The organism is Arthrobacter sp. NPDC057388, assembly GCF_042668165.1.
In the GTDB taxonomy this organism is placed as follows: Bacteria; Actinomycetota; Actinomycetes; order Actinomycetales; family Micrococcaceae; genus Arthrobacter.
On the sequence record NZ_JBHVBL010000060.1, the window covers coordinates 1 to 20,944 of the forward strand.

At 66.2% G+C, this 20,944-nt stretch carries 23 protein-coding genes and 1 tRNA gene; 10 read left to right on the top strand and 14 right to left on the bottom strand.

Going from position 1 to position 20,944, the window contains the following annotated elements:
• The coding region (locus tag ACFUTU_RS19585) for a DUF4241 domain-containing protein (RefSeq protein ID WP_377967335.1) at window positions 1–313 on the top strand (313 nt) is incomplete at its 5' end.
• A gap of 273 nt (window positions 314–586) precedes the next feature.
• On the opposite strand, the gene ACFUTU_RS19590 is transcribed toward ACFUTU_RS19585, so the two are convergent.
• Window positions 587–1,729, bottom strand: coding sequence for an Ig-like domain-containing protein (locus ACFUTU_RS19590; RefSeq protein ID WP_377967337.1), 1,143 nt, complete (start codon window positions 1,727–1,729; stop codon window positions 587–589).
• Window positions 1,730–2,968: 1,239 nt separating this feature from the next.
• On the opposite strand from ACFUTU_RS19590, the gene ACFUTU_RS19595 reads away from it, so the two are divergent.
• The gene (locus tag ACFUTU_RS19595) at window positions 2,969–3,343 is read left to right on the top strand and encodes an Hpt domain-containing protein (protein WP_377967339.1); all 375 of its coding nucleotides are present in this window, start codon (window positions 2,969–2,971) and stop codon (window positions 3,341–3,343) included.
• On the opposite strand, the gene ACFUTU_RS19600 is transcribed toward ACFUTU_RS19595, so the two are convergent.
• Together ACFUTU_RS19600 and ACFUTU_RS19605 are read right to left on the bottom strand one after the other, a co-directional pair.
• Window positions 3,340–4,116 carry a hypothetical protein gene (locus tag ACFUTU_RS19600; RefSeq protein ID WP_377967341.1) on the bottom strand — a complete coding sequence of 259 codons (777 nt, stop codon included), beginning with the start codon at window positions 4,114–4,116 and terminating at the stop codon, window positions 3,340–3,342. The two genes, ACFUTU_RS19595 and ACFUTU_RS19600, sit on opposite strands and share 4 nt — an antisense overlap.
• A 257-nt stretch (window positions 4,117–4,373) precedes the next feature.
• On the bottom strand, window positions 4,374–4,847 hold the full coding sequence (locus ACFUTU_RS19605; RefSeq protein WP_377967343.1) for an SRPBCC family protein: 474 nt from the start codon (window positions 4,845–4,847) through the stop codon (window positions 4,374–4,376).
• Window positions 4,848–5,124: 277 nt separating this feature from the next.
• Here ACFUTU_RS19605 and ACFUTU_RS19610 point away from each other — a divergent pair, with 277 nt between their 5' ends.
• A complete protein-coding gene (locus ACFUTU_RS19610; protein ID WP_377967345.1) occupies window positions 5,125–5,517 on the top strand; it encodes a nuclear transport factor 2 family protein in 393 nt (130 codons plus the stop codon).
• A gap of 112 nt (window positions 5,518–5,629) precedes the next feature.
• The gene (locus ACFUTU_RS19615) at window positions 5,630–5,962 is read left to right on the top strand and encodes a hypothetical protein (RefSeq protein WP_377967347.1); all 333 of its coding nucleotides are present in this window, start codon (window positions 5,630–5,632) and stop codon (window positions 5,960–5,962) included.
• A 42-nt stretch (window positions 5,963–6,004) separates the two neighbouring features.
• Here ACFUTU_RS19615 and ACFUTU_RS19620 read toward each other — a convergent pair whose 3' ends face one another.
• Window positions 6,005–6,199, bottom strand: a complete 195-nt coding sequence (locus tag ACFUTU_RS19620) for a hypothetical protein (protein ID WP_377967349.1) — start codon at window positions 6,197–6,199, stop codon at window positions 6,005–6,007.
• A 171-nt stretch (window positions 6,200–6,370) separates the two neighbouring features.
• Complete coding sequence (locus ACFUTU_RS19625; RefSeq protein ID WP_003801204.1) at window positions 6,371–6,634, bottom strand: GlsB/YeaQ/YmgE family stress response membrane protein; 264 nt, start codon at window positions 6,632–6,634, stop codon at window positions 6,371–6,373.
• A 435-nt stretch (window positions 6,635–7,069) separates the two neighbouring features.
• Between ACFUTU_RS19625 and ACFUTU_RS19630 the strand changes: the two genes are divergently transcribed.
• The 3 genes from ACFUTU_RS19630 to ACFUTU_RS19640 all read left to right on the top strand — a co-directional run bounded on the left by ACFUTU_RS19630 (window position 7,070) and on the right by ACFUTU_RS19640 (window position 8,700).
• Complete coding sequence (locus tag ACFUTU_RS19630) at window positions 7,070–7,315, top strand: hypothetical protein (RefSeq protein WP_377967351.1); 246 nt, start codon at window positions 7,070–7,072, stop codon at window positions 7,313–7,315.
• 89 nt (window positions 7,316–7,404) lie between these two features.
• Window positions 7,405–8,481, top strand: a complete 1,077-nt coding sequence (locus ACFUTU_RS19635; RefSeq protein ID WP_377967353.1) for a hypothetical protein — start codon at window positions 7,405–7,407, stop codon at window positions 8,479–8,481.
• Window positions 8,482–8,520: 39 nt separating this feature from the next.
• Window positions 8,521–8,700: a hypothetical protein gene (locus tag ACFUTU_RS19640; RefSeq protein WP_377967355.1), complete on the top strand. Its 180-nt coding sequence runs from the start codon at window positions 8,521–8,523 to the stop codon at window positions 8,698–8,700.
• 178 nt (window positions 8,701–8,878) lie between these two features.
• Here ACFUTU_RS19640 and ACFUTU_RS19645 read toward each other — a convergent pair whose 3' ends face one another.
• The 9 genes from ACFUTU_RS19645 to ACFUTU_RS19685 form a co-directional block, all read right to left on the bottom strand.
• Entirely contained in the window at window positions 8,879–9,724 is an 846-nt protein-coding gene (locus tag ACFUTU_RS19645) for an aldo/keto reductase (RefSeq protein WP_377967357.1), read from the bottom strand.
• A 113-nt stretch (window positions 9,725–9,837) separates the two neighbouring features.
• Window positions 9,838–10,281: a hypothetical protein gene (locus tag ACFUTU_RS19650; RefSeq protein WP_377967359.1), complete on the bottom strand. Its 444-nt coding sequence runs from the start codon at window positions 10,279–10,281 to the stop codon at window positions 9,838–9,840.
• A gap of 7 nt (window positions 10,282–10,288) precedes the next feature.
• Window positions 10,289–10,936, bottom strand: a complete 648-nt coding sequence (locus ACFUTU_RS19655; protein WP_377967375.1) for a bacterial proteasome activator family protein — start codon at window positions 10,934–10,936, stop codon at window positions 10,289–10,291.
• A 254-nt stretch (window positions 10,937–11,190) separates the two neighbouring features.
• Window positions 11,191–11,406, bottom strand: coding sequence for a YbdD/YjiX family protein (locus tag ACFUTU_RS19660; RefSeq protein ID WP_377967361.1), 216 nt, complete (start codon window positions 11,404–11,406; stop codon window positions 11,191–11,193).
• A complete protein-coding gene (locus ACFUTU_RS19665) occupies window positions 11,406–13,697 on the bottom strand; it encodes a carbon starvation CstA family protein (RefSeq protein WP_377967377.1) in 2,292 nt (763 codons plus the stop codon). Before ACFUTU_RS19665 ends, ACFUTU_RS19660 begins: the two co-directional genes overlap by 1 nt.
• A gap of 249 nt (window positions 13,698–13,946) precedes the next feature.
• On the bottom strand, window positions 13,947–16,835 hold the full coding sequence (locus ACFUTU_RS19670; RefSeq protein WP_377967363.1) for an FtsX-like permease family protein: 2,889 nt from the start codon (window positions 16,833–16,835) through the stop codon (window positions 13,947–13,949).
• The gene (locus tag ACFUTU_RS19675) at window positions 16,801–17,535 is read right to left on the bottom strand and encodes an ABC transporter ATP-binding protein (protein ID WP_377967365.1); all 735 of its coding nucleotides are present in this window, start codon (window positions 17,533–17,535) and stop codon (window positions 16,801–16,803) included. The genes ACFUTU_RS19670 and ACFUTU_RS19675 overlap by 35 nt, the downstream gene beginning before the upstream one ends.
• Window positions 17,532–18,146: a PadR family transcriptional regulator gene (locus ACFUTU_RS19680; RefSeq protein ID WP_377967367.1), complete on the bottom strand. Its 615-nt coding sequence runs from the start codon at window positions 18,144–18,146 to the stop codon at window positions 17,532–17,534. Before ACFUTU_RS19680 ends, ACFUTU_RS19675 begins: the two co-directional genes overlap by 4 nt.
• Before the next feature lie 127 nt (window positions 18,147–18,273).
• Window positions 18,274–19,257 carry an NAD(P)H-quinone oxidoreductase gene (locus ACFUTU_RS19685; protein WP_377967369.1) on the bottom strand — a complete coding sequence of 328 codons (984 nt, stop codon included), beginning with the start codon at window positions 19,255–19,257 and terminating at the stop codon, window positions 18,274–18,276.
• A 123-nt stretch (window positions 19,258–19,380) separates the two neighbouring features.
• On the opposite strand from ACFUTU_RS19685, the gene ACFUTU_RS19690 reads away from it, so the two are divergent.
• The 3 genes from ACFUTU_RS19690 to ACFUTU_RS19700 all read left to right on the top strand — a co-directional run bounded on the left by ACFUTU_RS19690 (window position 19,381) and on the right by ACFUTU_RS19700 (window position 20,903).
• Window positions 19,381–19,468, top strand: a tRNA-Ser gene (locus tag ACFUTU_RS19690).
• Window positions 19,469–19,817: 349 nt separating this feature from the next.
• Window positions 19,818–19,949 (top strand): hypothetical protein, encoded by a 132-nt coding sequence (locus ACFUTU_RS19695; protein WP_377967371.1) that lies wholly within the window; start codon window positions 19,818–19,820, stop codon window positions 19,947–19,949.
• A 132-nt stretch (window positions 19,950–20,081) separates the two neighbouring features.
• Entirely contained in the window at window positions 20,082–20,903 is an 822-nt protein-coding gene (locus ACFUTU_RS19700; protein ID WP_377967373.1) for a VOC family protein, read from the top strand.
• The last annotated feature ends 41 nt before the right edge of the window (window positions 20,904–20,944 follow it).

Below are 20,944 nucleotides of genomic sequence, written 5' to 3' on the forward strand. Positions count from 1 at the left end.
GCCGGGCGCGTTCTACGCCGTGCCGGTGAGCGCCGGCACCGTGGCCTTCGTAGACGCCGAAGCGGTGGCCCGCTGCATGCCACAGGACTCAAATTGGTACGAGGATGTGTTCGAATCCGGCGATCCAAACTGCTGGTTTGACCTCATGGACGATGACCAACCGTATCCGCCTGGTACGGCGAACATCGTGATGCCGCTGGCTGTGGGCGGTGAAAATGTCATCCTGTCCCACTCCGGTTGGGGTGACGGCCTCTACCCGATCCTCCAACCAGAGACGCCAACGGGCCGGTCACCGGAATCCACATCGACCTGATAGTCGTCGGAGCGTTTGCGGGCGAGCCGGCTCCGGATCCGGCCTAACCGCCAAAGAATCAGGCGTGGTCAGGACGCTGCGGACGGGGCCGGCAGGGCGGACCTCTACTTCGAGGCCGCCTGACCACCAGGGCCCACCCAGTATCGGCCCGGCGGGCCAACGCGCATCTTGATCCATCGCCGATGAGGCTCCGGGGCACGAAGCATCCCCGGCGCGAACGCCGGGGACGCTTCCCCTGTCACTTTCGGATGGCCCGGAGAGCATGACCCGTACCTACTGGCTGAGGGTGAGCACCAGTTTGGGTGAGGCCGCGGTCCCCGCTTCTTTCGAGCTGAGTTCCAGACCGTCACTGCTCGTGGTGTCCATGCCCAGGGAGAGCAGTTGGCCGAGCTCGGCGGTCAGGCTGCTGGCGGTCAACGCAACGCTGAGGTTGGTGTTGGCCGTTGTCGGGCCGAACCCGCCAATGCTCGTGCCCAGCGCTGGGCGGTTGTTGTAGGTGATCCCACCCTCGGTCCAGGTGTCGACGGTAACCAGTTTGACGTTCTGCCTACCCGTGGACGGGTTCCCGGCCACGCGCAGCTGCAAGGTCGCACTCTGCAGCGTCCTGCCCGCATATGGTGACAAATCGAACTTCAGGTAGGTGACATCCACCGGGCTTGCATCGACACGCAGGATGGTGGCGGTGCCGAAGTTCGTCCCCGCCGAACCGTTCGAAACATAGCTGTCAGCGGTGGGCGTCAGCGTGACGGTCTGCGACGTGCCACCGCCTGCGGCAGCCGTAGTGAAGCTCCACGTCCGGTCCGACGCCAGCGCGTTTCCGGCAACATCCTTCACTCCGCCAGTGCCGCCCTTGATCGTCGCCGTGTACGTCGTGGCTGCGGCCAGGTCTGTGTCCGGGTTCAACGTAGCCACGCTGTTCGTGCTGTTGTACGTCACGGCGGCGGGCACCGTCGTCGTTCCCGTTTGCAGGGTGAACGTGGTGGATGTGATCGTGGCCGCATCCATCGCCTCCGAGAACGTCCCGGTCACATTGGCCGCCACCGCCACACCAGTGGCACCAGCAGCCGGGGACGTACCCGTCACAGTCGGAGCCGTCGTATCACCCGGGGGCGGGGTTGTACCCGAGGCCCTCGAACCGCTGTCTGTTTGCATTCCGCCAAGGACAGGGCGGAACTCCCACGTGTAGGAGCCGTCTGGTTTGAGGCTCATCCTCAAATGGCCCCACGTGTCGCTGAACTTCCTCTGAACGTAGGCGGGGTTGTTGAGGAAGGTCCGCAAGCCGATACCGCCGGTGGACACTTGGAACTGCTGCATCCCGTCCGGGACGCATTGGTCCACGTTGTTTACCGGGCAGGTCCGCTCGTAATTGTGCTGTGAACCGGAGAGGAGCACTTTGACCCGGTTCGCCCAGAACATGTCGATCCACGGCTTGGCCTGAGTGAAGCGGGTATGTGCTAATTTGTAGTGGGTGTGTCTCTTTTGACCACCGCATCCGCGGACGGCCCGATCGTGACGGTGGCTGCCTGGGCAGAGCCGCCAATGAATGAAATAGCGGAGACAAACAAAATTGTGGTGACTGCTGCTGCCAACCACTTGGCCGGCGAAACTCCGCGCCTGTGGCGCGTCCTTCCGGTTTTCCTCCGGTCAGTTGGAATGTCTGATCTGGAACGCATCAGGGACTCCTTCGTCCGATGAGCGCATCACCGTTGATGCGTCCGTACAACGTATCCGGATGCCATTGAGAAACAGTGGGGAATTCTCAATTTCAGCTGTGAAAGCCCTAGTCCTACGCCAGGTAGGTCCCCCCTCAATATCTTCCTGCTTCCCCGAAAGTAGAAGCACCGGGAGAGGAATGCCCTACCCTGAAATAGGGGACCCTCCGGGGGCTGCAAACAGCCAAGCAAGGGCTGTGCATTCCAGCTGCGTCGGAATCCAGAGCGTGCCGGATGGCGCGGGGAAGCACGGATTACCCCATGCCAGCCGGGCCAGCCCAAGCACCGGGGGCGCCGGTCACACCACCGCCGCTGTCATCATCCTTCCCGCAGAGTCGGCAGCGCCGGTACCGACTCCCGTCTTCAGCGTGTTCGACGTGCCATTCGTGACGAATGTTCAGCTTGCACAATAGGGCCTAAATCACGGCTTTCTCCGATCCGAGTGCGCGGGCAGCCCCGGCGAGATCCGGCGTCGTCCCGCCGCTCACGCTCCCGGTCATAGACCATGATCAGTTCTGCCTTTCCAGCGCCTCGGTTTCTCCGTGGGTCTTGTCTTACCTACGCGGCGACCACGGCGACGGCGCCACACTATCGGATGAGAGCGTCGGCGGCGCCTTCCTCTCCTCGGTGTGGCCTGCCTCGTTTCCATTGCGTCGTCGCGTGGCCGGATTTTCTTGAGCCAGTATTGATCGGCATCCGAGGGGTCCTTGAGGCGGAGACGCCAAAGTGGTGGTTACGGGCACGGATGACCGGTCACGTGCCCGTAAATCACCCACACAACGTCCCCTCCGTCGTCTGGCCCCAGAACCGCGGCGGAGGGGGCCCACCGGAAGGCAGCCTGCCATGAGTGCAGCAACGAGAGCGCCCTCGGGGTGCAACACGGCCATGGCCGCCGGCTGTCCCGCACCTGCCGTTCCGGACCAGGCCGGGGACAGGGCCGCGGATGAAGAAACGCGGACCGTCGGCTGAAGCGCCCGAGCCTGCCCTGGACGGAGCGCATTTGCGGCGCCTGGCACAGGAATGCTCTCCGGCTGCAGCTGAGTCCTTTGCGGACAACTATGCAGCCCTCCTCCCCCAGCGGGTTGACCGCATCATCCGGAGCATCGGTGCTGGGGACCGGGAGATGGCGACGGACGCGGCACTCAGCCTGCGAACGTCGTCGGCCATGGCCGGAGCCCTGCGCATGAGCCGGCTGTGCACTCAAGTGGAGCAGGACCTGCTCGCTGCTGACCTGGCCGCTGCCGCCGGGGCGGCACGGGAAATCCGGCTTCACCTGCCGGAACTGCAGCAGGCCCTCGCCAACCGCCGGGTCCGTTAACCCAGGCGGTCCGGGGCGCATGCCGCCGCCACAAAGTCATAAATCTGCGCCCGGAGTGCGGCGCCGGCCGCGATTTTCAGCAGCCCCTGGCGTCCTCCCACGCTCACGTGCAGGGGCAGCAAAGTGCCTACTTTGTCCTCGGCGACGGCATGCGGGTCGCAGCGGGCCGGCCGGATCCGCAGGGTGAGTTCGGCCCGCCCGGTCCCCTGCACGATGCGGACATCCCGCGGCCAGGGCGCGTCCGACGCCGCAGCAATCAGCGTGGTTCCGTCGATGCTGCCGATGGTCATCGGTATCCCCTCAGCGATGCCCGCTCCGCCCGTTTTCTTCGGCGTGATGACCAGGCGGACGACGGCGGTGCGCCCGTCCGGGGCAATCTCAAGGCGGCGGTCCAGGACGATGCTGGCAACGGCGGCCGCATCCGCAGCGAGGCACAGTTCCGTATTGTTCCGCTCAAGCACGCCGAAGGGGTCGACGGCGGCCGGCGCCGCCTCCCGCAGCCCGGCATCTCCGGGCCCGGAATACTTGACGTGGGCGACAGGCTGCTCCGCCCCCGATTGGTTCCGGCACACCGGCGCAGGCAGCCGGGCCGGAAGACTCTTCGGCTGGTTCGGCGGCAGTTCGAGACCGCCGCCGGCTGGCTTCCATAGGATGTCCCTCTCGAACAGAGGGGTCGTGAGACGCGCCGCAGCCACGTTCAGCGGCCCATCGGACACATTGGTGAGGAGGAGCTGGATGGCCTGTTTTCCGTACTGGTCGCGCGATTGGTTCACCTCTACCGTTACCGGCACTGGTTGAGCCGGCTCCGGTGATTTCTGCGGCCCGGAAGTGCAGGCCGCCAGTGCAGGGATCACAGCAGCCAAGGCGGCCGCCACGATCACGAGGCCCCGGCGCGGGCGGGCATGCCGGCACGCACTGTGTCCGCGCGGGCGGACGGGCGGAGGAAAGCACGGGCCGCAGACCCGTCGTTCACGCGACAGGTCCACGGCCGGGGCTTTCCAGTGTTATCCGGTTCTACGGTTATCCGGTCCTAAAACTGACCGGTCGGGCCGGTGTCCTCGACTTCGCCGCGCCAGCCGCCGGTTTCGGTGCCGCGTGATTCGATGAAGTCCTTGAACTTCCGCATGTCGGCTTTGACCTGCATCTCGTCGATCTTGAGAGCAGCGCCAGCCTTCTCAGTGACGGTTTCCGGTGCCCATTCGAAATGGACCTTTACCTTGCAGTGATTGGCATCCAAAGGGGTAAACCTGATGATGCCTGCATGGGACTTGCCGTCCGTGCTCCGCCAGGCGATCCGGTCATCGGGCTCCTGGTCCACTATCTCGGTATCAAATTCCCGTTTCACCCCGCCTACCTTCGTAACCCAGTGATTGGTGGTGTTGCTCAGCTGGGTCACGGATTCCACACCGGACATGAATTGCGGAAATGATTCGAACTGCGTCCACTGGTTGTAGGCCGTATGGACCGGAACTGCGACATCAACGGTCTCTTCAACAGTTTCCATCTGCTTCCTCCTGTCATAACGGGTGGCCCGAAAACGGGCCGGCGGCAGTCGCCGTCGTTTCCAACAGCAGCCACCACCTGAACGGTAGGTCCGGCAGCCCCCGGTGTCCAGACCCTGAAAATAGCCGGAAGACGCCCTACACGGGGACAGAAAAGCAGGGCTTCGGCAGCCTCTCCGGGTGCCTCGACCTCGGAGGCAAATAACCCTCGACATGGTCCTCGCGCAGGCTTAACCTTTCCTCGCCGGGACCCGATGATGACGACAGTGAGGTGGCGAAATGGGAGCCCAGGAAGATGCCGCTTTGATCCGGCGGGGCTACGAGGCGTTCGGTGCAGGCGACATGGACACCCTCCGCGGCTTGTTTGCCGACGACGCCGTCTGGCATCTGGGAGGCAGCGGCGGCCTGTCCGGTGACAAGCAGGGGCTGGACGCAATACTCGCCTACTTCGGCGAACTGTTCACCCGCTCCAACGGCACCATCCGAGTGGACCTGGATGACCTGATCGGCGGGGACCACCACACCGTTGGGTTCCAGAGGGTTCATGCGGAGCGCAACGGCACCGCCATCGGCCAGCGCGCCGCCCTCGTCTTCGCCCTCAAAGACGGGAAGGTCAGTGAGGTCCATGAGTTTCCGGAGGACACTGCCAAGGCCGCCGACTTCTGGTCCTGAGGGCTGAGCGGCTGAAGCCCGGCCCCGCTACAACACATGGCCTATGGCGGGCTGGTTCCACTGGGAGTGGGCCTGGGCACCTGAAGTGGGGCCAGTCACCTAGAGTGGGGCCATGGCAGATGCAATGCAGTCCCTCACCGATACTTTCAAGAATGTGGGCGTGGCCAGGTCCTACGGGGACCCGGTCCAGCTGGGCGGGAAGGAAATTATTCCCGTGGCACTGGTCTCCCTCGGATTTGGCGGCGGCACCGAAGGCGGCGATCCGGAGGCCGCGGGCTCCGGCGGCGGAGGAGGCGGCTTTGTGTTCCCCCTGGGCGTCTACACCCATGACGACGGCGGCCGGCTGGTTTTCCGCGCGAATCCCCTCTCGCTGACCGCTTGCCTGGTCCCGCTTGTATGTGCAGCCGGGCTGATGCTCCGCGGCGTGCTCAGGGCGCGGCGGTAGCCTTCCTGTTAGACGGGAAGTGACTGCTGCGACGTGGAGCCGCTACGCGACGTCGTCGGCAATGCTCCGATCCCGGAGGTGGGCGAGCAGAGCCCTCTCCGGGTTGCCGGGGTTTTCTTCCAGATGGCGCAGCAGGCTGGTGCGCACGTCAGGACCTGTGGCAACCGCGGAAAGCACGTCGACAATTACGTCCATGACCTGGCGTCGTACCGTCCAATCCTCCGAAGCGTACTCCATGGGCACCTCCCTTCCGGCCGCGAGCCGCCCCCCTGCTGTTCCCGGTCAAGTGTGTTCTCCCTACCGAGCCGGCGCCCCTGCCGCCCCGTTTACCAGGGCCGCAGGGGGAACAGTGGGGCCGGCCCTTGCCTGGGCCGGCCCCACTACAGATCCCGATGCTAAGAAGTCAGGTCAGACCCGGCTTCTGCGGGTGACGGCGCCGTAAATCAGCAGCACAATCACAGCTCCCAGGATGGACAACAGCCAGGTCCTGAGATCAAAGAAGTCACCCAGGCCGCCACCGAAGATCAGCGAGCCAATCCAGCCGCCGAGGATGGCCCCGACGACGCCCAGGACGAGGGTGACAATCCAACCGCCGCCCTGCCTCCCGGGAAGAATGGCTTTTGCAATAGCCCCGGCAATCAGACCGAGCAGGAGAAATCCAAGAATTCCCATGACGCACTTTCCTTTCCACCAGACAGGCACCGCGGGTGTGGCACCAGCTATAGAGATGAGTTAATCAGCATGCTTAGTAGCTGGCAAGCACCCTTTGCCCGTGCCGCCAAAATTCTCTTGTCAGGGCTTTGGCGGCGGTGCTATAAAAATCGGTATCAGCCACCATTGGAACTGAGGTCAAGGAGGGGTCCCCGGCAGCAAGTCAACGCCTCATGGACCGGGACGGGATACCGGTAAACGCAAAGCTGCTTATTGGGCGGTGAGCTTACAGAGAACGCCACAGCGCAAAGTGTGCAGGTGCAGCATCGTCAGCGTGCGGATCCTATTCCCGCTAAGTGGTCCCCGGCTGCAGAAAGCAGCCGGGGACCACATCACCCCAGCTGCAAAGGGGCAGCGCAGCATTCGGAATCATTGAGCTGGTTGTGGTGAATTCCAGTGGACCAGGCGACCATCGTCAATTACGCGCTCGGCTATATCGCAGTTGCTATAGCCGTTTTTGTTATGTTCCTCCCCGCCCTGGCCAGCCTCGGCCTTCTCCTGCTCGTGGCCGGCGCGGTGCAAGTGATCGTATTGCTGCTTCAAGCGGTGGCAACTGCCTTGTACAGAGCCGTACTCAGGGCATATCACTACCTGCTGGACAAATGGCAGAGCCGTCCGCGCGGCAGGCTCACCGCCCATTGAGGCGGAACGACGCCCCGGAAGGTGCCGCCAGGCTCCGGCGCCCCTGAGGGCAAGCTGAAACGTGTGTCCCGATACATATGATGGCTGTCATGGAGGAGGAACTGGAGCAGGCAGCCCAAGCCTTGTACGCGCTTCCCTTCGACGCGTTCATCGCCGCCCGCACTGCCGCCGCCAAGGATGCCGCCGCATCCAACAAGCCCCTCGCGCAGGCCATCCGGACCCTGCCGAAGCCTTCCGTTGCCGCCTGGACGGTCAACATGCTGGCCCACCACCGGCCGGACGCCGTGCACCAGCTCAGGACCCTCGGACAAACCATGCAGGAAGCCCAGGCTTCACTCGATGCGGCGGCGCTGCGGGAACTCGCCAAGGAGCGGCGGAAGCTCTTAGGTGCAGCCGTGGGTGAAGCCCGGCTGGCCGCTGAGGAGCAGGGCCGGAAGGTCAGCGGCGCGGTCGCCACTGAAGTGGAAGAGACTCTCCGGGCCGCCACTGCGGATCTGGCGGCTGCCGCCGCCGTCGAAAGCGGGCTGCTGCTCCGGGGCCTGTCCGCCGACGGCGTGGACCAGGTTGACCTGAGCGACGCGGTGGCAGTTCCATCAGCATTGGGAAAGCTGCCGCCGCCGCGGCCGCTGACTGCAGTCCGGGAGGCACCGGCTGCGGCCGCAGGGGCACCTCGCCCGGCCGGTAGGGCACCGAAAGGGCGCCGGCTGGAACCTGCCGCACCCCCGCCCACGATGGGCCGGCGCGAACGGACCCATCCGTCGAAAGCCGCGGCCCGTCCGGACGCCGGCGCCGCTGCTTTGAAACCCGAAAAGCCGCGTCTACAGGCCGTCCGCAGCGCACCCCGGCCTGTTACGCCGTCTCTGTTGGAGAAGGCCCAGGCTGCGCTGGCGGAGGCCGAGGAAGCGGCGGCCCAGGCCGCAGACGAGGCCGCGCGGCGCGCGGAGGCCCAGGAGGAAGCCGCGGCAGCCTTCGTCCGGCTCACCGCCGAAGTCAGCGCGGCACGGCAGCGGCTGCGGTCCCTCGAAGTCGAACTCGACGCCGCCCGCAAGGAACGCGAAACCGCCGCGGCCGAAGCGAAGCAGTTTGCCCGGGCAGCGGAGAAAAGCGAGCGGTCCGCCGTGCTGGCCAAAGAACGTGTGCTCCGGCTCCGCAACACGCCGGACTGAACTGCTAAAAATGTCAGACCCCGGTTGCACCATGGAGCCATGGAAAATAACCAGGAGTTCCACGTAACGTACTTCGATGCAGACTGCGGCCGGATCCGCAGCGAGGTCTTCGACACCCTGGCGGCCGCTGAGCGTTTCGCGAGCCGCAGCGTCACCGGCGAGGACAGCTGGGCCATCGTCGACGCCGTAGCGGTACAGCAGGACCAGCTCGCTGCCTGACAGCCAGGACTGACCCGTCCGGCCGGTCAGCACAGCCGGTCGGTCCGGCCGATCAGTCCGGACCGACCGGCCCCGTCCGTCAACAGGGGGCCATTACCAGCGGAAGGCCCCGCCCCGTCCGCTTGGCGGAGGGAGCGGGGCCTCTCAGTGGCCGGCCTGCTACTCGTTGGACCGGGACTTAGGCGAAGTCGGAGACAGCCGGGTCCGGGCCGATCCTGCCGCTTCCTTCCGCGGTGCGGTCCAGTCCGTTGATGGCTTCGATGTCCCCAGCGTCCAGAGTGACGTTCAGGGCGTCAAAGTTTTCCCGGATCCGGGACTCGGTAACGGACTTGGGGATGACGACGTTCCCGACGGCGAGGTGCCAGGCGATGACCACCTGTGCCGGGGTGGCGTCATGCTTCTGGGCGATGCCGGCGATCACCGGATCCTCCAGGAGCTCCCCGCCCTGGCCCAACGGGGACCAGGCCTGGGTCAGGATGCCCTGGGAGGCGTTGAAAGCCCGCAGTTCCGCCTGGTTGAAGTACGGGTGCAGTTCCACCTGGTTGATGGCCGGAACCACGCCGGTCTCGTCGATGATGCGCTGCAGGCCTTCGATGGTGAAGTTGGAGACGCCAATGGACTTGACCTTGCCGCGCTTCTGAAGCTCAATCAGCGCCTTCCAGGTGTCCACGTACTTGTCCTGCTTGGGCTGCTGCCAGTGGATCAGGTACAGGTCCAGTGTTTCAAGGCCCAGCCGTTCCAAAGACTCCTCGAACGCGGCCAGCGTTGCTTCGTAACCCTGGTCGGAGTTCCACAGCTTGGTGGTGATGAAGATTTCCTCCGGGGACAGCCCGGAGCTGGCGATCGCCCGGCCCACGCCTGATTCGTTGCCGTAGATCTTGGCGGTGTCGATGTGGCGGAACCCGGCCTGGAAGGCTTGGAAAACGACCTTCTCCGCCACGTCGTCCTCCACCTGCCACACCCCGTAGCCCAACTGGGGAATTGTGTTGCCGTCATTGAAAGTCAGTGTTGGTGAAGAAGTCATGCCTCCATCCTGCCAACAACCAAACTTGGCGCGCACCGAATATGACGAAGCTAAGCTAGCCGCGTAACGGCCCGTCATGGGGAATATTTCCGCGGAAGGCGAATTATCCGTTGTCAGGACTCGGCGAGCCGCCGCTCGGCGTCGGCCACCTGTTCAAACACAGTCTCTGCCCGGCGCCAGACGGAAGCCGCACCAACGGGAACTGGCCCGACGGCGAGCCGGAGCATGGCGGCGGCCTCGGCGGTAGCGGCCAGGGAATTGCCCGCCTTGGACAGCGAACGGTGAACGCCGGACAGGGTATGCGGAACATCCAGGCCGTCGCTGGGCGACCGCCGCTGCGCCTCCATGCAGATCTCCCGGACGCGGCTGGAGAGGCCCGCGAGCTGGTTGGCTATCTCGACCAGCTCCGCATACAACTGCTCGTCCTCCACCCCCTCAAGCACCTGGTGGTACCGGTCCAGGCCGCGGTGGAACCGGTCATGGGCGCGGCGCCACAGACCCTTGCCAAGTTCCGCGTCGTCTTTGCGCCCTTGCCGGGCAGCCGTGAAAAATCCCAAAGAGGGCCTACAAGTACTGGCCGGGGCCGTGGTCAGGGTCTTCCTTCCGGCCCGGGTGGAGAGGGTCAGCGCCGGGCTGCGGCGCTTTGGCACGCTGCGGTTCACCGTTTTCACCGATGACCACACCGGGCGCGATCACGGTGCCGGGCGGCAGCTGCCGGAGCTGCAGCTGGGCCAGCGTGTGCTCCCGGGCGGCGTGCTGGGCGGCAATCGCGGTCTGGATGCCGTGGAACAGGCCTTCCAGCCACCCCACCAGCTGGGCCTGGGCGATCCGCAGCTCAGCGTCGGAGGGCGTAGCGTCGTCAGGGAAGGGCAGGCTGATCCGCTCCAGCTCCTGCACCAGTTCCGGTGCCAGTCCGTCCTCGAGCTCCTTGATGGAGCGTTCGTGGATCTCCGCCAGCCGGCCCCGTGCGGCGTCGTCCAGAGGCGCCGACTTCACTTCCTCCAGCAGCTGCCGGATCATGGTGCCGATCCGCATCACCTTGGCCGGTTCGTCCACGAGGTCCTGCAGGTTCGCGGCTTTGGGCCTTTCTGCCTGGGCGGGGCCGTCAGCGGCGCCCGCGTCCAGGGTGGTGCCCTCCACTGGTTCTTCGTCCTCTGCCGGCGCGGCAGGCGTTGGCGCCTGCCCCGCACCGGGTTCCGGTGCGGGCTGCATGCCCGGCTGGCCGGGCTGCACGGCGGCCTGCGGACCGGCCGTGCGGGTGGATTGAGTGTCTTCGGGATCGCTCATGCGTTCATACTCTCACGGGCCCGGAACGCGGCGTCCAGTCAATGAAGCTCCTTGACCGGGATTTCACCTTCGTCCTTAGCGAAACCGCATTTGCCGTGGAAGCGCGCGGGCGTCCGGCGCCGGAGGAAGCAGCATCGTGGAACGGGCTGCCTGTCCCCCGGTCACCGGAACAGCCACGGTCAGCAGCACCTGCCCTGGGGGTTGCTGTCCTGGCGGTCTGTCCGGTCCCGCCAAAACGCCCGCTCATCCAGAGGTGGCGTGCCGTGGCCGGCCGCCGCGTGGTGCTCAAGGTATTTCTGGTATGCGTCTGCGCCCATGACTCCCTGCAGGTACCGGGCAAAGCCGCGGACTGCTCCCGCCACCGGATGCAGCAGGCCGGCCGGTCCGGCGCCCATCAGTGGTGGCCCGCCCGCTCGGTGCGCAGCTGCGCGGGCAGCTTGTTCCACTCCGCCATGAGCTCGCGCTCGGCGGGGGTGGGAATCAGCCCTGCGGGTGCGTACACGCGCGAAGGGTGTGGCCGGTCCTCATTGTTGACGTTGGGGACACCGGCTGCCGTGTTCCTGAAGGCCTTCACCGTGGCCGCCACTGCTGTGACGATCACGATGATGCTCAGGACCACGAAGATGACCGACAGCCAGCCCTGGATCATGGTGTTGCGGACCACAGCTTCCATGGCGGCCGTAGTCTTGGCCGTGCCGAAGGAGGTCTTCCCCTCCGCCAGTGCCTTGCTGAAGGCCGCGTTGTTGGCGAAATACCCCACCGCGGGAACGGACGAGAAAATCTTGTGGATGCTGGCCGTAACGGTGACCACTGCGGTGAAGGCCAGCGGGACGGCAACAATCCACAGGTACCTGAAAGAGCCGCGCTTTGCCGCAATCGCCATGCACACCGCGAGGGCGATGGCTGCCAGCAGCTGGTTGGCAATGCCGAACAGCGGGAAGAGCGTGTTGATCCCGCCCAGCGGGTCGGTGACGCCCATGAGCAGCACGGCACCCCAGGCGCCAACCATGACGGCCGTGCAGAGCCACGCTCCCGGCCGCCAGGAGGCCTCCCGGAACTTCGGGGCAAAGTTGCCGATCGAATCCTGCAGCATGAACCGCGCAACCCGGGTTCCGGCGTCGACCGCGGTGAGGATGAACAGCGCCTCGAACATGATGGCGAAGTGGTACCAGAAGGCCATCATGCCGGTGCCGCCGATGAACTGCTGCATGATGTGGGCAAGGCCCACGGCAAGAGTGGGCGCGCCGCCCGAGCGCGAGACGATGCTCTCCTCGCCCACGTTCCGTGCCGTCTCCGCGAGCAGGTCCGGGCTGATGTTGACCCCGGCCAGGCCCAGGCTGTTGACCCAGGTGGCGGCCGTCTCCACCGTTCCGCCGGTCAGTGCCGCGGGCGCGTTCATGGCGAAGTAGATTCCGCGGTCGATCGAAATTGCCGCGACGAGGGCCATGATGGCCACGAAGGATTCCATCAGCATGCCGCCGTAGCCGATGAACCGGGTCTGCCGCTCCTTTTCGATGAGCTTCGGCGTGGTGCCGGAGGAGATCAGGGCGTGGAATCCGGACAGCGCGCCGCAGGCGATGGTGACGAACAGGAACGGGAAGAGGGCGCCGGAGAAGACCGGGCCGTTCTCGCGGCCGGCGAACTCGCTGAACGCCGGAACGGTGATCTCCGGGCGCACAACGATGATGGCAACAGCCAGCATGGCGATCACGCCGATCTTCATGAACGTCGAGAGGTAGTCCCGCGGCGCAAGCAGGAGCCACACCGGCAGGATGGCCGCGATGAAGCCGTAGACGATCAGGCCCCAGGCGATGGTGACCTTGTCCAGGTGGAAGAACGCCGCGCCCCACTCGGTGCCGGCTACGGCGCCGCCACCGATGATGGCCGCCATGAGCAGCACGAACCCGATGACGGAAACCTCCATGACCTTGCCCGGACGCAGGTACCGCAGGTAAACACCCATGAACAGCGCGATCGGGATGGTCATTCCCACGGAGAAGACGCCCCAGGGGCTCTCGCCGAGGGCGTTGACGACGACGAGCGCCAGGATCGCGACGATGATCACCATGATGAGCAGGGTGGCGATCAGGGCGGCGGTGCCGCCGATGACGCCCAGTTCCTCCCGCGCCATCTGGCCGAGGGAACGGCCGCCGCGGCGCATGGAGAAGAACATCACCAGGTAGTCCTGGACGGCGCCGGCGAGGACGACGCCGATGATGATCCAGATGGTGCCGGGGAGGTACCCCATCTGCGCGGCGATGACGGGGCCCACGAGCGGGCCCGCTCCGGCGATGGCCGCGAAGTGGTGCCCGAAGAGGACGTTGCGGTCGGTGCGGACAAAGTCCTTGCCGTCGGCTTTGTACTCCGCCGGCGTGGCGCGGCGGTCATCAGGCTTGAGCAGGTACCGCTCAATGACCTTGGAGTAGAAGCGGTAGCCGATCAGGTAGGTGCATACCGAGGCAAACACAAACCAGATGGCGTTGACCGTTTCACCCCTAGCCAGCGCCAGCATGAACCAGGCCACGCCGCCCAGGAGGGCGATGGCTGCCCAGATGGCGATTTTCGCCGGGGTCCACCTGCGCTCCTCCGCGTCGCGGACCGCGTCGTCAACGGACGCCGGCGGCAGCGGTCCATTGGCGGCGGGATTGAGGTCCTCGGCCGCTGTTCGGGTCCCGTCCTCAGGCATGGTGCCCATGTCTCCTCCTTGAGAGTCCCAGCTGGCACGGAGTGTGCCTCGGGCACCCTACCAGCCAGTAGGGCATGAGCAGCGGCCATTCACGGGGTACTGCGGCAACAATCGCCGAGCGGTCGTGATGCCGCGGTGAACGGAGTCCCCCAGTTTTTGTGCAGATAATGGCAGCTACACCGGCCTGAAGTCGCGACAACTGGACGAAAACTCGGATGAGGTAGGAGGGGGCCGGCTTGGCCCTGCCGGTCAGGAGCCGGGACTCCGCCGGGACACCGGCAGGCGGGCGCGGGCGAAGACCCATGCCAGTGCGCTACCGGTCAGCGGCACGGCAACGAGCAGGGCAGCCAGCGGCAGCCAGGGGACGACCGGCTCGGCAAACATCCGGGTGGCCCCGATAAGCAGGACCGCGGGCACCACCCCGGCGGCCACTCCCAGCGTGGTGCCAAGGGACGCGGTCATCAGCGACTGAGCTCCGGCCAGCGCCTTCCGCAGGCGCGGCGGCGCCCCGACCCCGGCCAGGGTCATGTGGTCTGCCCGCGCATCGGCGAGCGCCAGGCCTGTGGTGATGCCCGCCGCGCTGAGCGTGATCAGGGCGCTGGTGCCAACGATCAGCCACAGCAGTTCGGACCCGGTGCGGTCCGCGCCCGGCTCCACGTAGAAGCCCATGGCCTGGATCCGGTAGACCTGTGCCAAGGCCGCCGACGCCCTGTCCTGCTCAGCCGCTTCGGGGTACGCCGAGAGCTGGGCAAGCAGCACCGAGTTGCCCACGTGGATGCCCAGCCTGGACGCTGACTCGGGAGGCAGCACGCCATAGAACGGCACCGGCACGTCCGGTGCGTCCACGACTGCAGGCAACACCGTGCTGCTCCGGGGCTTGTAGGCAACGGCCGAACCGGGGCCGGGAGCAGACTCACGGACGTCGTAGGACTGGAGCGTGGTTTTCCCGTCCTTTTCGAAGACCGGGTTACTGACCACCATTCCCCCGCTCTTCAGCGCCTCCACCGCGGCAGGGCTGGGTTCCCGGCCCAGGAGTGCCCGCAGCTCGTCGGCACCGCCCACCACCACGGGCGGCAGCTGGCTCGCGGCTCCGGCGGGGAACATCGACCCGTTGCACCGCCAGTCCTGCCCGTGCAGGACGCGGCCCTGCGGTGTCGCGGGGCATTCCTGGCCGGCCGGCACGGCCAGCCTGTATTGCGTGCAGTCCACTGCGTCACCTTCGGCGGGAAGGGAACCGCCGGCGGATACCTGCATGCTGCACTTGCTCGTCACCGGGCCCCTGAGGACCTGCGTCCACTGCACGGTGCTGAGCTCCCGCCGCAGCGCCGCGGCGACGGCGGCCGGCTCAATGGCCGGACGGGGTGCCGTTCCTGGCGACTGGACGGGTGCGGTTTCCAGCGGCAGGGTGACCTGGTTTTCCTGTGCAGCCCACATGTGGGTGCGCTTTGCCTCCGCCATCTGGCTGGCCGAGAGGACCATCGCAGCACTGGCCAGGGTGGCGGCAGCCAGGACGGCAGCGACGGCGGGCACGGTGCGGCTCCGGTTGCGGGCAGAGTCCCGGGCGGCCATCCGCAAGGGCAGCGGCATCCAGGCGGTGCGTGCGGTAAGGATTTTCACGAACGTTCCGGTGAGCAGCACCAAGGCGGCCACCGCCAGGACCGCCCCGCCGGTGAGCAAGGCCGCGACAAGCGGCGTTCGGGCAGCGACGGCGTCCAGGTCGCCGTTCAGCCCCAGTGACCGCCCGGACACCAGGCAGAGGACGGCCACAACCAGGAGTGCAGCGCCCACCCGGGCCGGCCAGGAACCGGAAACCGCCGGTGCGCGGCCGGACTTCAGCGCGCCGAGCACCGCCTGCCGGGCAACCTGCCGGGCAGGAACTACTGCTGCCAGGAAGCATGCCAGCAGGCCCATGGCCATGGCCGCAGCAGTCGGCGGGAGGTCCAGGTGGAAGCCGGGAAACCGGACTGAACCCAGGTGCCTCGCCACCGCGACCACTGCAGCAGCCCCGCCTGCGCCCAGCGCGGCGCCAGCCACTACGGCGATGGATCCAAGCCATAGTCCGGCGGCGGTCACCACCGCCCGCACCGTGGGCGTTTCGGCACCGCTCGCCGCGAGCAGCGCCAGCTCACGGACCTGCCGCTTGGCGCCCACGGCAAAGGCGGCACCGGCCAGGAGGCCCACCTCGAGCAGGGCAAGCGTCCCGATCAGCACGCCCGTGACGTAGCCCGCGGCGTCCATAACCCCTGAGCCGCCGGCAGCGCCCGGCGGCACCGGCGGGTCGAGTGCCACGGCACGGGACAGCACGGTAATGCCGGACCGATTCAGGTCACGGATCTGGTCCCACGTCACGGGTTGTGACCCCACGAGGTAATACACCGTTTCGCCGAGCGGATTCCCCTGGCCGGCCGGCCCGCCCAGGGTCGCCTGGCCGGGCCGAAGGAACAGGATGGGATTACCGTCCGAGTAGGTGGCATCCCGGAGGGTGCCGACGACGGCAAAGGTGCCGTCCGCCGTCGTGAGCCTGTCCCCGAGCCGAATCCTGAAGCGTTCCAGCGCTCCGGGCGAGACGAGGATCTCGTCACCAGCGGCGGCAGCCCTGCCATCCAGAAGTTTGTATTTGCCGGTGAAGGCGGGATTCAGGGCGTCCACGGACTTGGCCATCACCGGGACATCCGACGTCCCCGCACCGGATGCTCCGGCCCGGACGGTGAGCGTCAGCTGCGTTTCGGTGAGGACCTCGTAGCCGGCGGGAATGGCATCCCGCGGATTCCGCGGCGCGAAGTCCGGATCAACAGTGAAGTTCCGCGTCAGGGTTGCCGTCTCCAGCACGGGATCCTGCACGGTCTCGGCGTTGGAAGCGTGCATGCTGCGGAATCGCGCCTGCGTGCTGCCCAGCTGGTACTGCACCCGCTCCGCCGGCGTTTCCTGCATGCTTCGTGCCAGGGCCGCGGCACCGGTCATTCCGGCGACGGGCAGCAGGATCAGCAGGATGATCAGCAGTGAGCGCCCGCGGTGCCGGCTGATGTCCCGGCGCGCCATCCGAAGGGCAAGGCGGAAGCTGTGCCACCGACCGTTGGGCACGGGGCCGACGTCAAGGGCCACCTCAGCCTGCCGTTGCCAGGAGAACTGCAGGGTCATGCATGGCCGCCGCTTCGTCCACAATGCGGCCGTCACGGATAAACACCACCCGGTCCGCCCATGCGGCGTGGCGCGCTTCATGCGTGACCAGCATGACGGCGGCGCCGGCGTCGGCCCGGGAACGGAGCACCTCCATCACACCGTGGCCGGTGGTGGAATCCAGCGCTCCGGTGGGCTCGTCGGCGAGGATCAGGCGGCGGCTTCCCACGATGGCGCGGGCGATGGCTACGCGCTGCTGCTGCCCGCCGGACATCTCGTCCATGAACCGGTCCGCCAGCTCAGGGATCCCCACCTGGGCCAGGGCGTCCAGTGCCTGCCGGTGCGCCTTCCTTGCCGTCACGCCGTCGAGCTCGAGCGGCAGGGCGACGTTTTCCGCGGCGGACAGCGTCGGAACCAGGTTGAAGTCCTGGAACACGTAGCCCACGGCCCGGCGCCGGAGCCGGGCCAGCGCGTTCAGCCCCAGCCCCGCCAGGGGTGTTGACTCCACAAAGACACCGCCCGACGTCGGCCGGTCCAGTCCGCCTGCCAGCGCCAGCAGGGAGGATTTCCCGGAGCCGGACGGCCCCATCACGGCAACGAACTCTCCGGCATTGACGGTGAGGTCGACGTCCCGCAGGGCTGCGACGGCAGTCGCGCCCTGCCCGAACGTCCTGCTGACTTTGGCGAGTTCGAGGACCTGGTGCGGTCCGTGGACGCTCATCGGCGGTTCTCCGCCGTCAGCGGGGCAGCCTCTTCCACAGTGACCCCGTTGGACGGTTTACGTGCCTGGCTGCGCGCCCCGGAGGCCTGCGCAAGCTGCACCATCCTGGCCTCGCACAGGTCAAGCCAGCGTATCTCTGCCTCCGTCTGGAAGATCAGCGAGTCCAGCACCAGCAGCCAGGCGGTGTCTGCCGCCCGCTGGTTTGCGGCCGTGTCACGGCGCGACTTGGTGTAGTCCTGCAGTGCGCGCATGGACGCGGCGCGCTGGGCCTGAATGATGGCGGCTACGTCCACCCCGGGCAGCGTGACGGCGAGCGCCAGCTTGATGGCGAGCTCATTCCGCGGCGGATTGGTGCGTTCCACCGGCGTCGCAAACCAGCCCTGCACCTCCGCCTTGCCGGCTTCAGTGATGCTGTACACGACGTGGCCTTCGCCGTCGCCGCCGTTATTACTGACCAGGCCGTCGCGTTCCAGACGGTCCAGGGTGGTGTAGACCTGACCGATGTTCAGCGGCCACGTGGAGCCGGTGCGGTCTTCGAATTCGACCCTGAGCTGGTAGCCGTAACGTGGCTGATCCTGCAGTAGGGCGAGGAGGCTGTGGCGTATGGACATGCGGCTCCTTGACTGGAAGTCGGCGGCATGCACACGCCCCCAAGACGTGTGCATACCGCGTATGCCAAGAGCCTAGCCCGCCTTCTGCCTGATGGCAATACTGAGTATCTATGCCACCCGGGCAGCGTCACATCACCAGCAAGACCTTGCCCACGTGCTCACCGGAGTCGAAGTATTTGTGCGCCGCCCTCGCCTGGTCCAACGGGAAGGTTTTGGCCACCAGCGGATGGATCCGCCCGTCAGTGATGAGCGGCCATACTGAGTCCCTGACCGCCGTCATGATGACGCCCTTCTCTGCGGTGGGGCGGGGCCGGAGTGCCGTGGCGACAACCGCGGCACGCTTGCTCAGCAGCTGGCCGAGGTCCAGCTCCCCCTTGACGCCTCCCTGCAGCCCGATGACAATGAGCCGGCCGTAATCGGCCAGCGCGTCAACGTTCTTTTGCAGATACTTGGCACCCACGACGTCGAGGATGACGTCGGCGCCCTTGCCGCCGTTCTGGGTGCGGAGACTTTCGGCGAAGTCCTCCTCCGCATAGTTGATGGCGATATCGGCGCCGAGGAACGCCTTGGCGGTGCTGACTTTTTCATCGCTGCCCGCAGTGGCGGCCACGGTGGCGCCCAGGGCCTTGGCCAGCTGGATGGCCATGGTGCCGATGCCGCCGGTGGCACCATGAATCAGGACTGTCTCCCCCGGCTGCAGCTGGGCGGTCATCACGAGGTTTGAGTACACGGTGGCAGCAACCTCAGGCAGGGCGGCAGCGGTGACCAGATCGACGCCGTCGGGAACCCTCAGCACCTGTTCCGACGGGACCGCAACCTGCTGCGCGTAGCCGCCGCCGGCCAGCAGTGCCACCACCTTGTCCCCGACGGAGAACGGCTTGGTGACACCGGGGCCAAAGCCCGCGATTCTGCCGGAAACCTCCAGGCCGGGAATCTCCGAGGCACCCGGCGGGGGCGGGTAATAGCCCCTCCGCTGCTGGACATCGGCACGGTTCAGGCCGGCTGCCACAACATCGATGAGGACCTCACCCTGGCCCGGCTCGGGAGCCGGCACCTCGCGGATTTCCAGCACTTCCGGCCCGCCGGGCTCCGAGATAAAGACGGCTTTCATGGCGAACTCCCGATTTCTAGCTGATTCCTGCCCCAAAAATACTGTGGCCGGCGGCAACTGCCACGCGGCTGCCACGCGGCGTTTTTTGTTGCAGCCAACTGCCTATGAAACACTACTAGTTAGGGAAGGTTGTCCGAGCGGCCGAAGGAGCTGGTCTTGAAAACCAGTGTGCGGTAACCCCGTACCAAGAGTTCGAATCTCTTACCTTCCGCGCAGGTTCCGGCGCCGTGCGACAAGCACTGTGCCGCAGGCCATTTGAAGGCCGGCCAAGCCAATCGAAAAGATTGGTTTGGCCGGCCTTTTGCGTGGTCAGGAGCGGGCGTCCTGATGGCCACCCCGCGCCCTTGGCGCAGGCAGGTGGTGGTTCTTTTCAACGGCAGGTAGGCGTGCGCAGCATGATCCGGAAATCAGGTAATCCGAGTACCCGCCGGGCAAAATACGAGTACGCGCCACTCATGTGCTGCGGGGACTGATGGCGTTCAATTTAACCAGCACCGCTCCTTCCCGCGACCGCGGGGAAGAGATTCCGCATCCACCGTTGCATGTGGGGGGTCAAGGCCATGGGCAAGGCCGAGAAGCAGGGCCTGAGGTACTCGGACTACTACTGGTGCATGTCGCTGAAGGACTTCATCGAATGGGTCGAGGCCGACGACGACCAGGAACCCGCCACGTCATATTCCGAGCAACCCTGAGGATGCTCCCGTCGCCGCATTCCTGACACTGCGGCCCATTGAAACCGGCTTCCGCCCGGCATAGTCTCGGTGCTGTCCGTAGTACCTCCATGACCTGCGGGGATTTCCCGCAAAGCACACCAGGAGCGAGCTATGCCAACACCCGACATCACACCCGGCGCACCTTGCTGGATCGACCTCATGACCACCGACACCTCCCAGGCGAAGCAGTTCTATGGCGAACTGTTCGGCTGGGACTTCCAGACCGGAGACCAGGAAAAATACGGCGGGTACATCACCGCCACCAAGAACGGCAAGAACGTTGCCGGCATTATGCAAAAGATGGAGGACCAGGCCGCCATGCCGGACACGTGGTCCGTGTACCTGCGCACCGACAACGTCGCTGCCACGGCCGCGGCGGCCACGGCCAGCGGCGGCCAGGTCCACATGGAGCCGATGGACGTTCCTGAGCAGGGCAAGATGGCCATCCTTGGTGACGCCTCCGGGGCCGCAATCGGCGCCTGGCAACCCCAGGAGATGCGCGGTTTCGATCTTGTTGCCGAGCCAGGCGCGCCGGCCTGGCACGAACTCCACACCAAGGACTACGCCGCCGCGGTGAAGTTCTATCAGGACGTGTTCGGCTGGAACACCGACGTCATGAGTGATACGCCGGAGTTCCGCTACACCACACTGGGGGCAGGCCGGGACGCCAAGGCAGGAATCTACGACGCCACCAATGACCTTCCCGCTGAGGTTCCCTCAAACTGGGTCGTCTACTTCGCCGTCGAGGAGGCAGACGCCTCCATCGACAAGGCCGTCAGCCTGGGCGCTACCCTCGTCGACGGCCCCGACGACACCCCTTTCGGCCGCCTGGCCACACTGACGGACCCCACCGGAGCAAGGTTTAAGCTCATCGCCGATACGGGCCAAGGCCATTCGGCCGACGCCGGTACTGGCGGACAGGGCGCCCTGTAACCCTTCGCTGAACGGATGCCGGCCGGCAGCTTCCCGGGGAG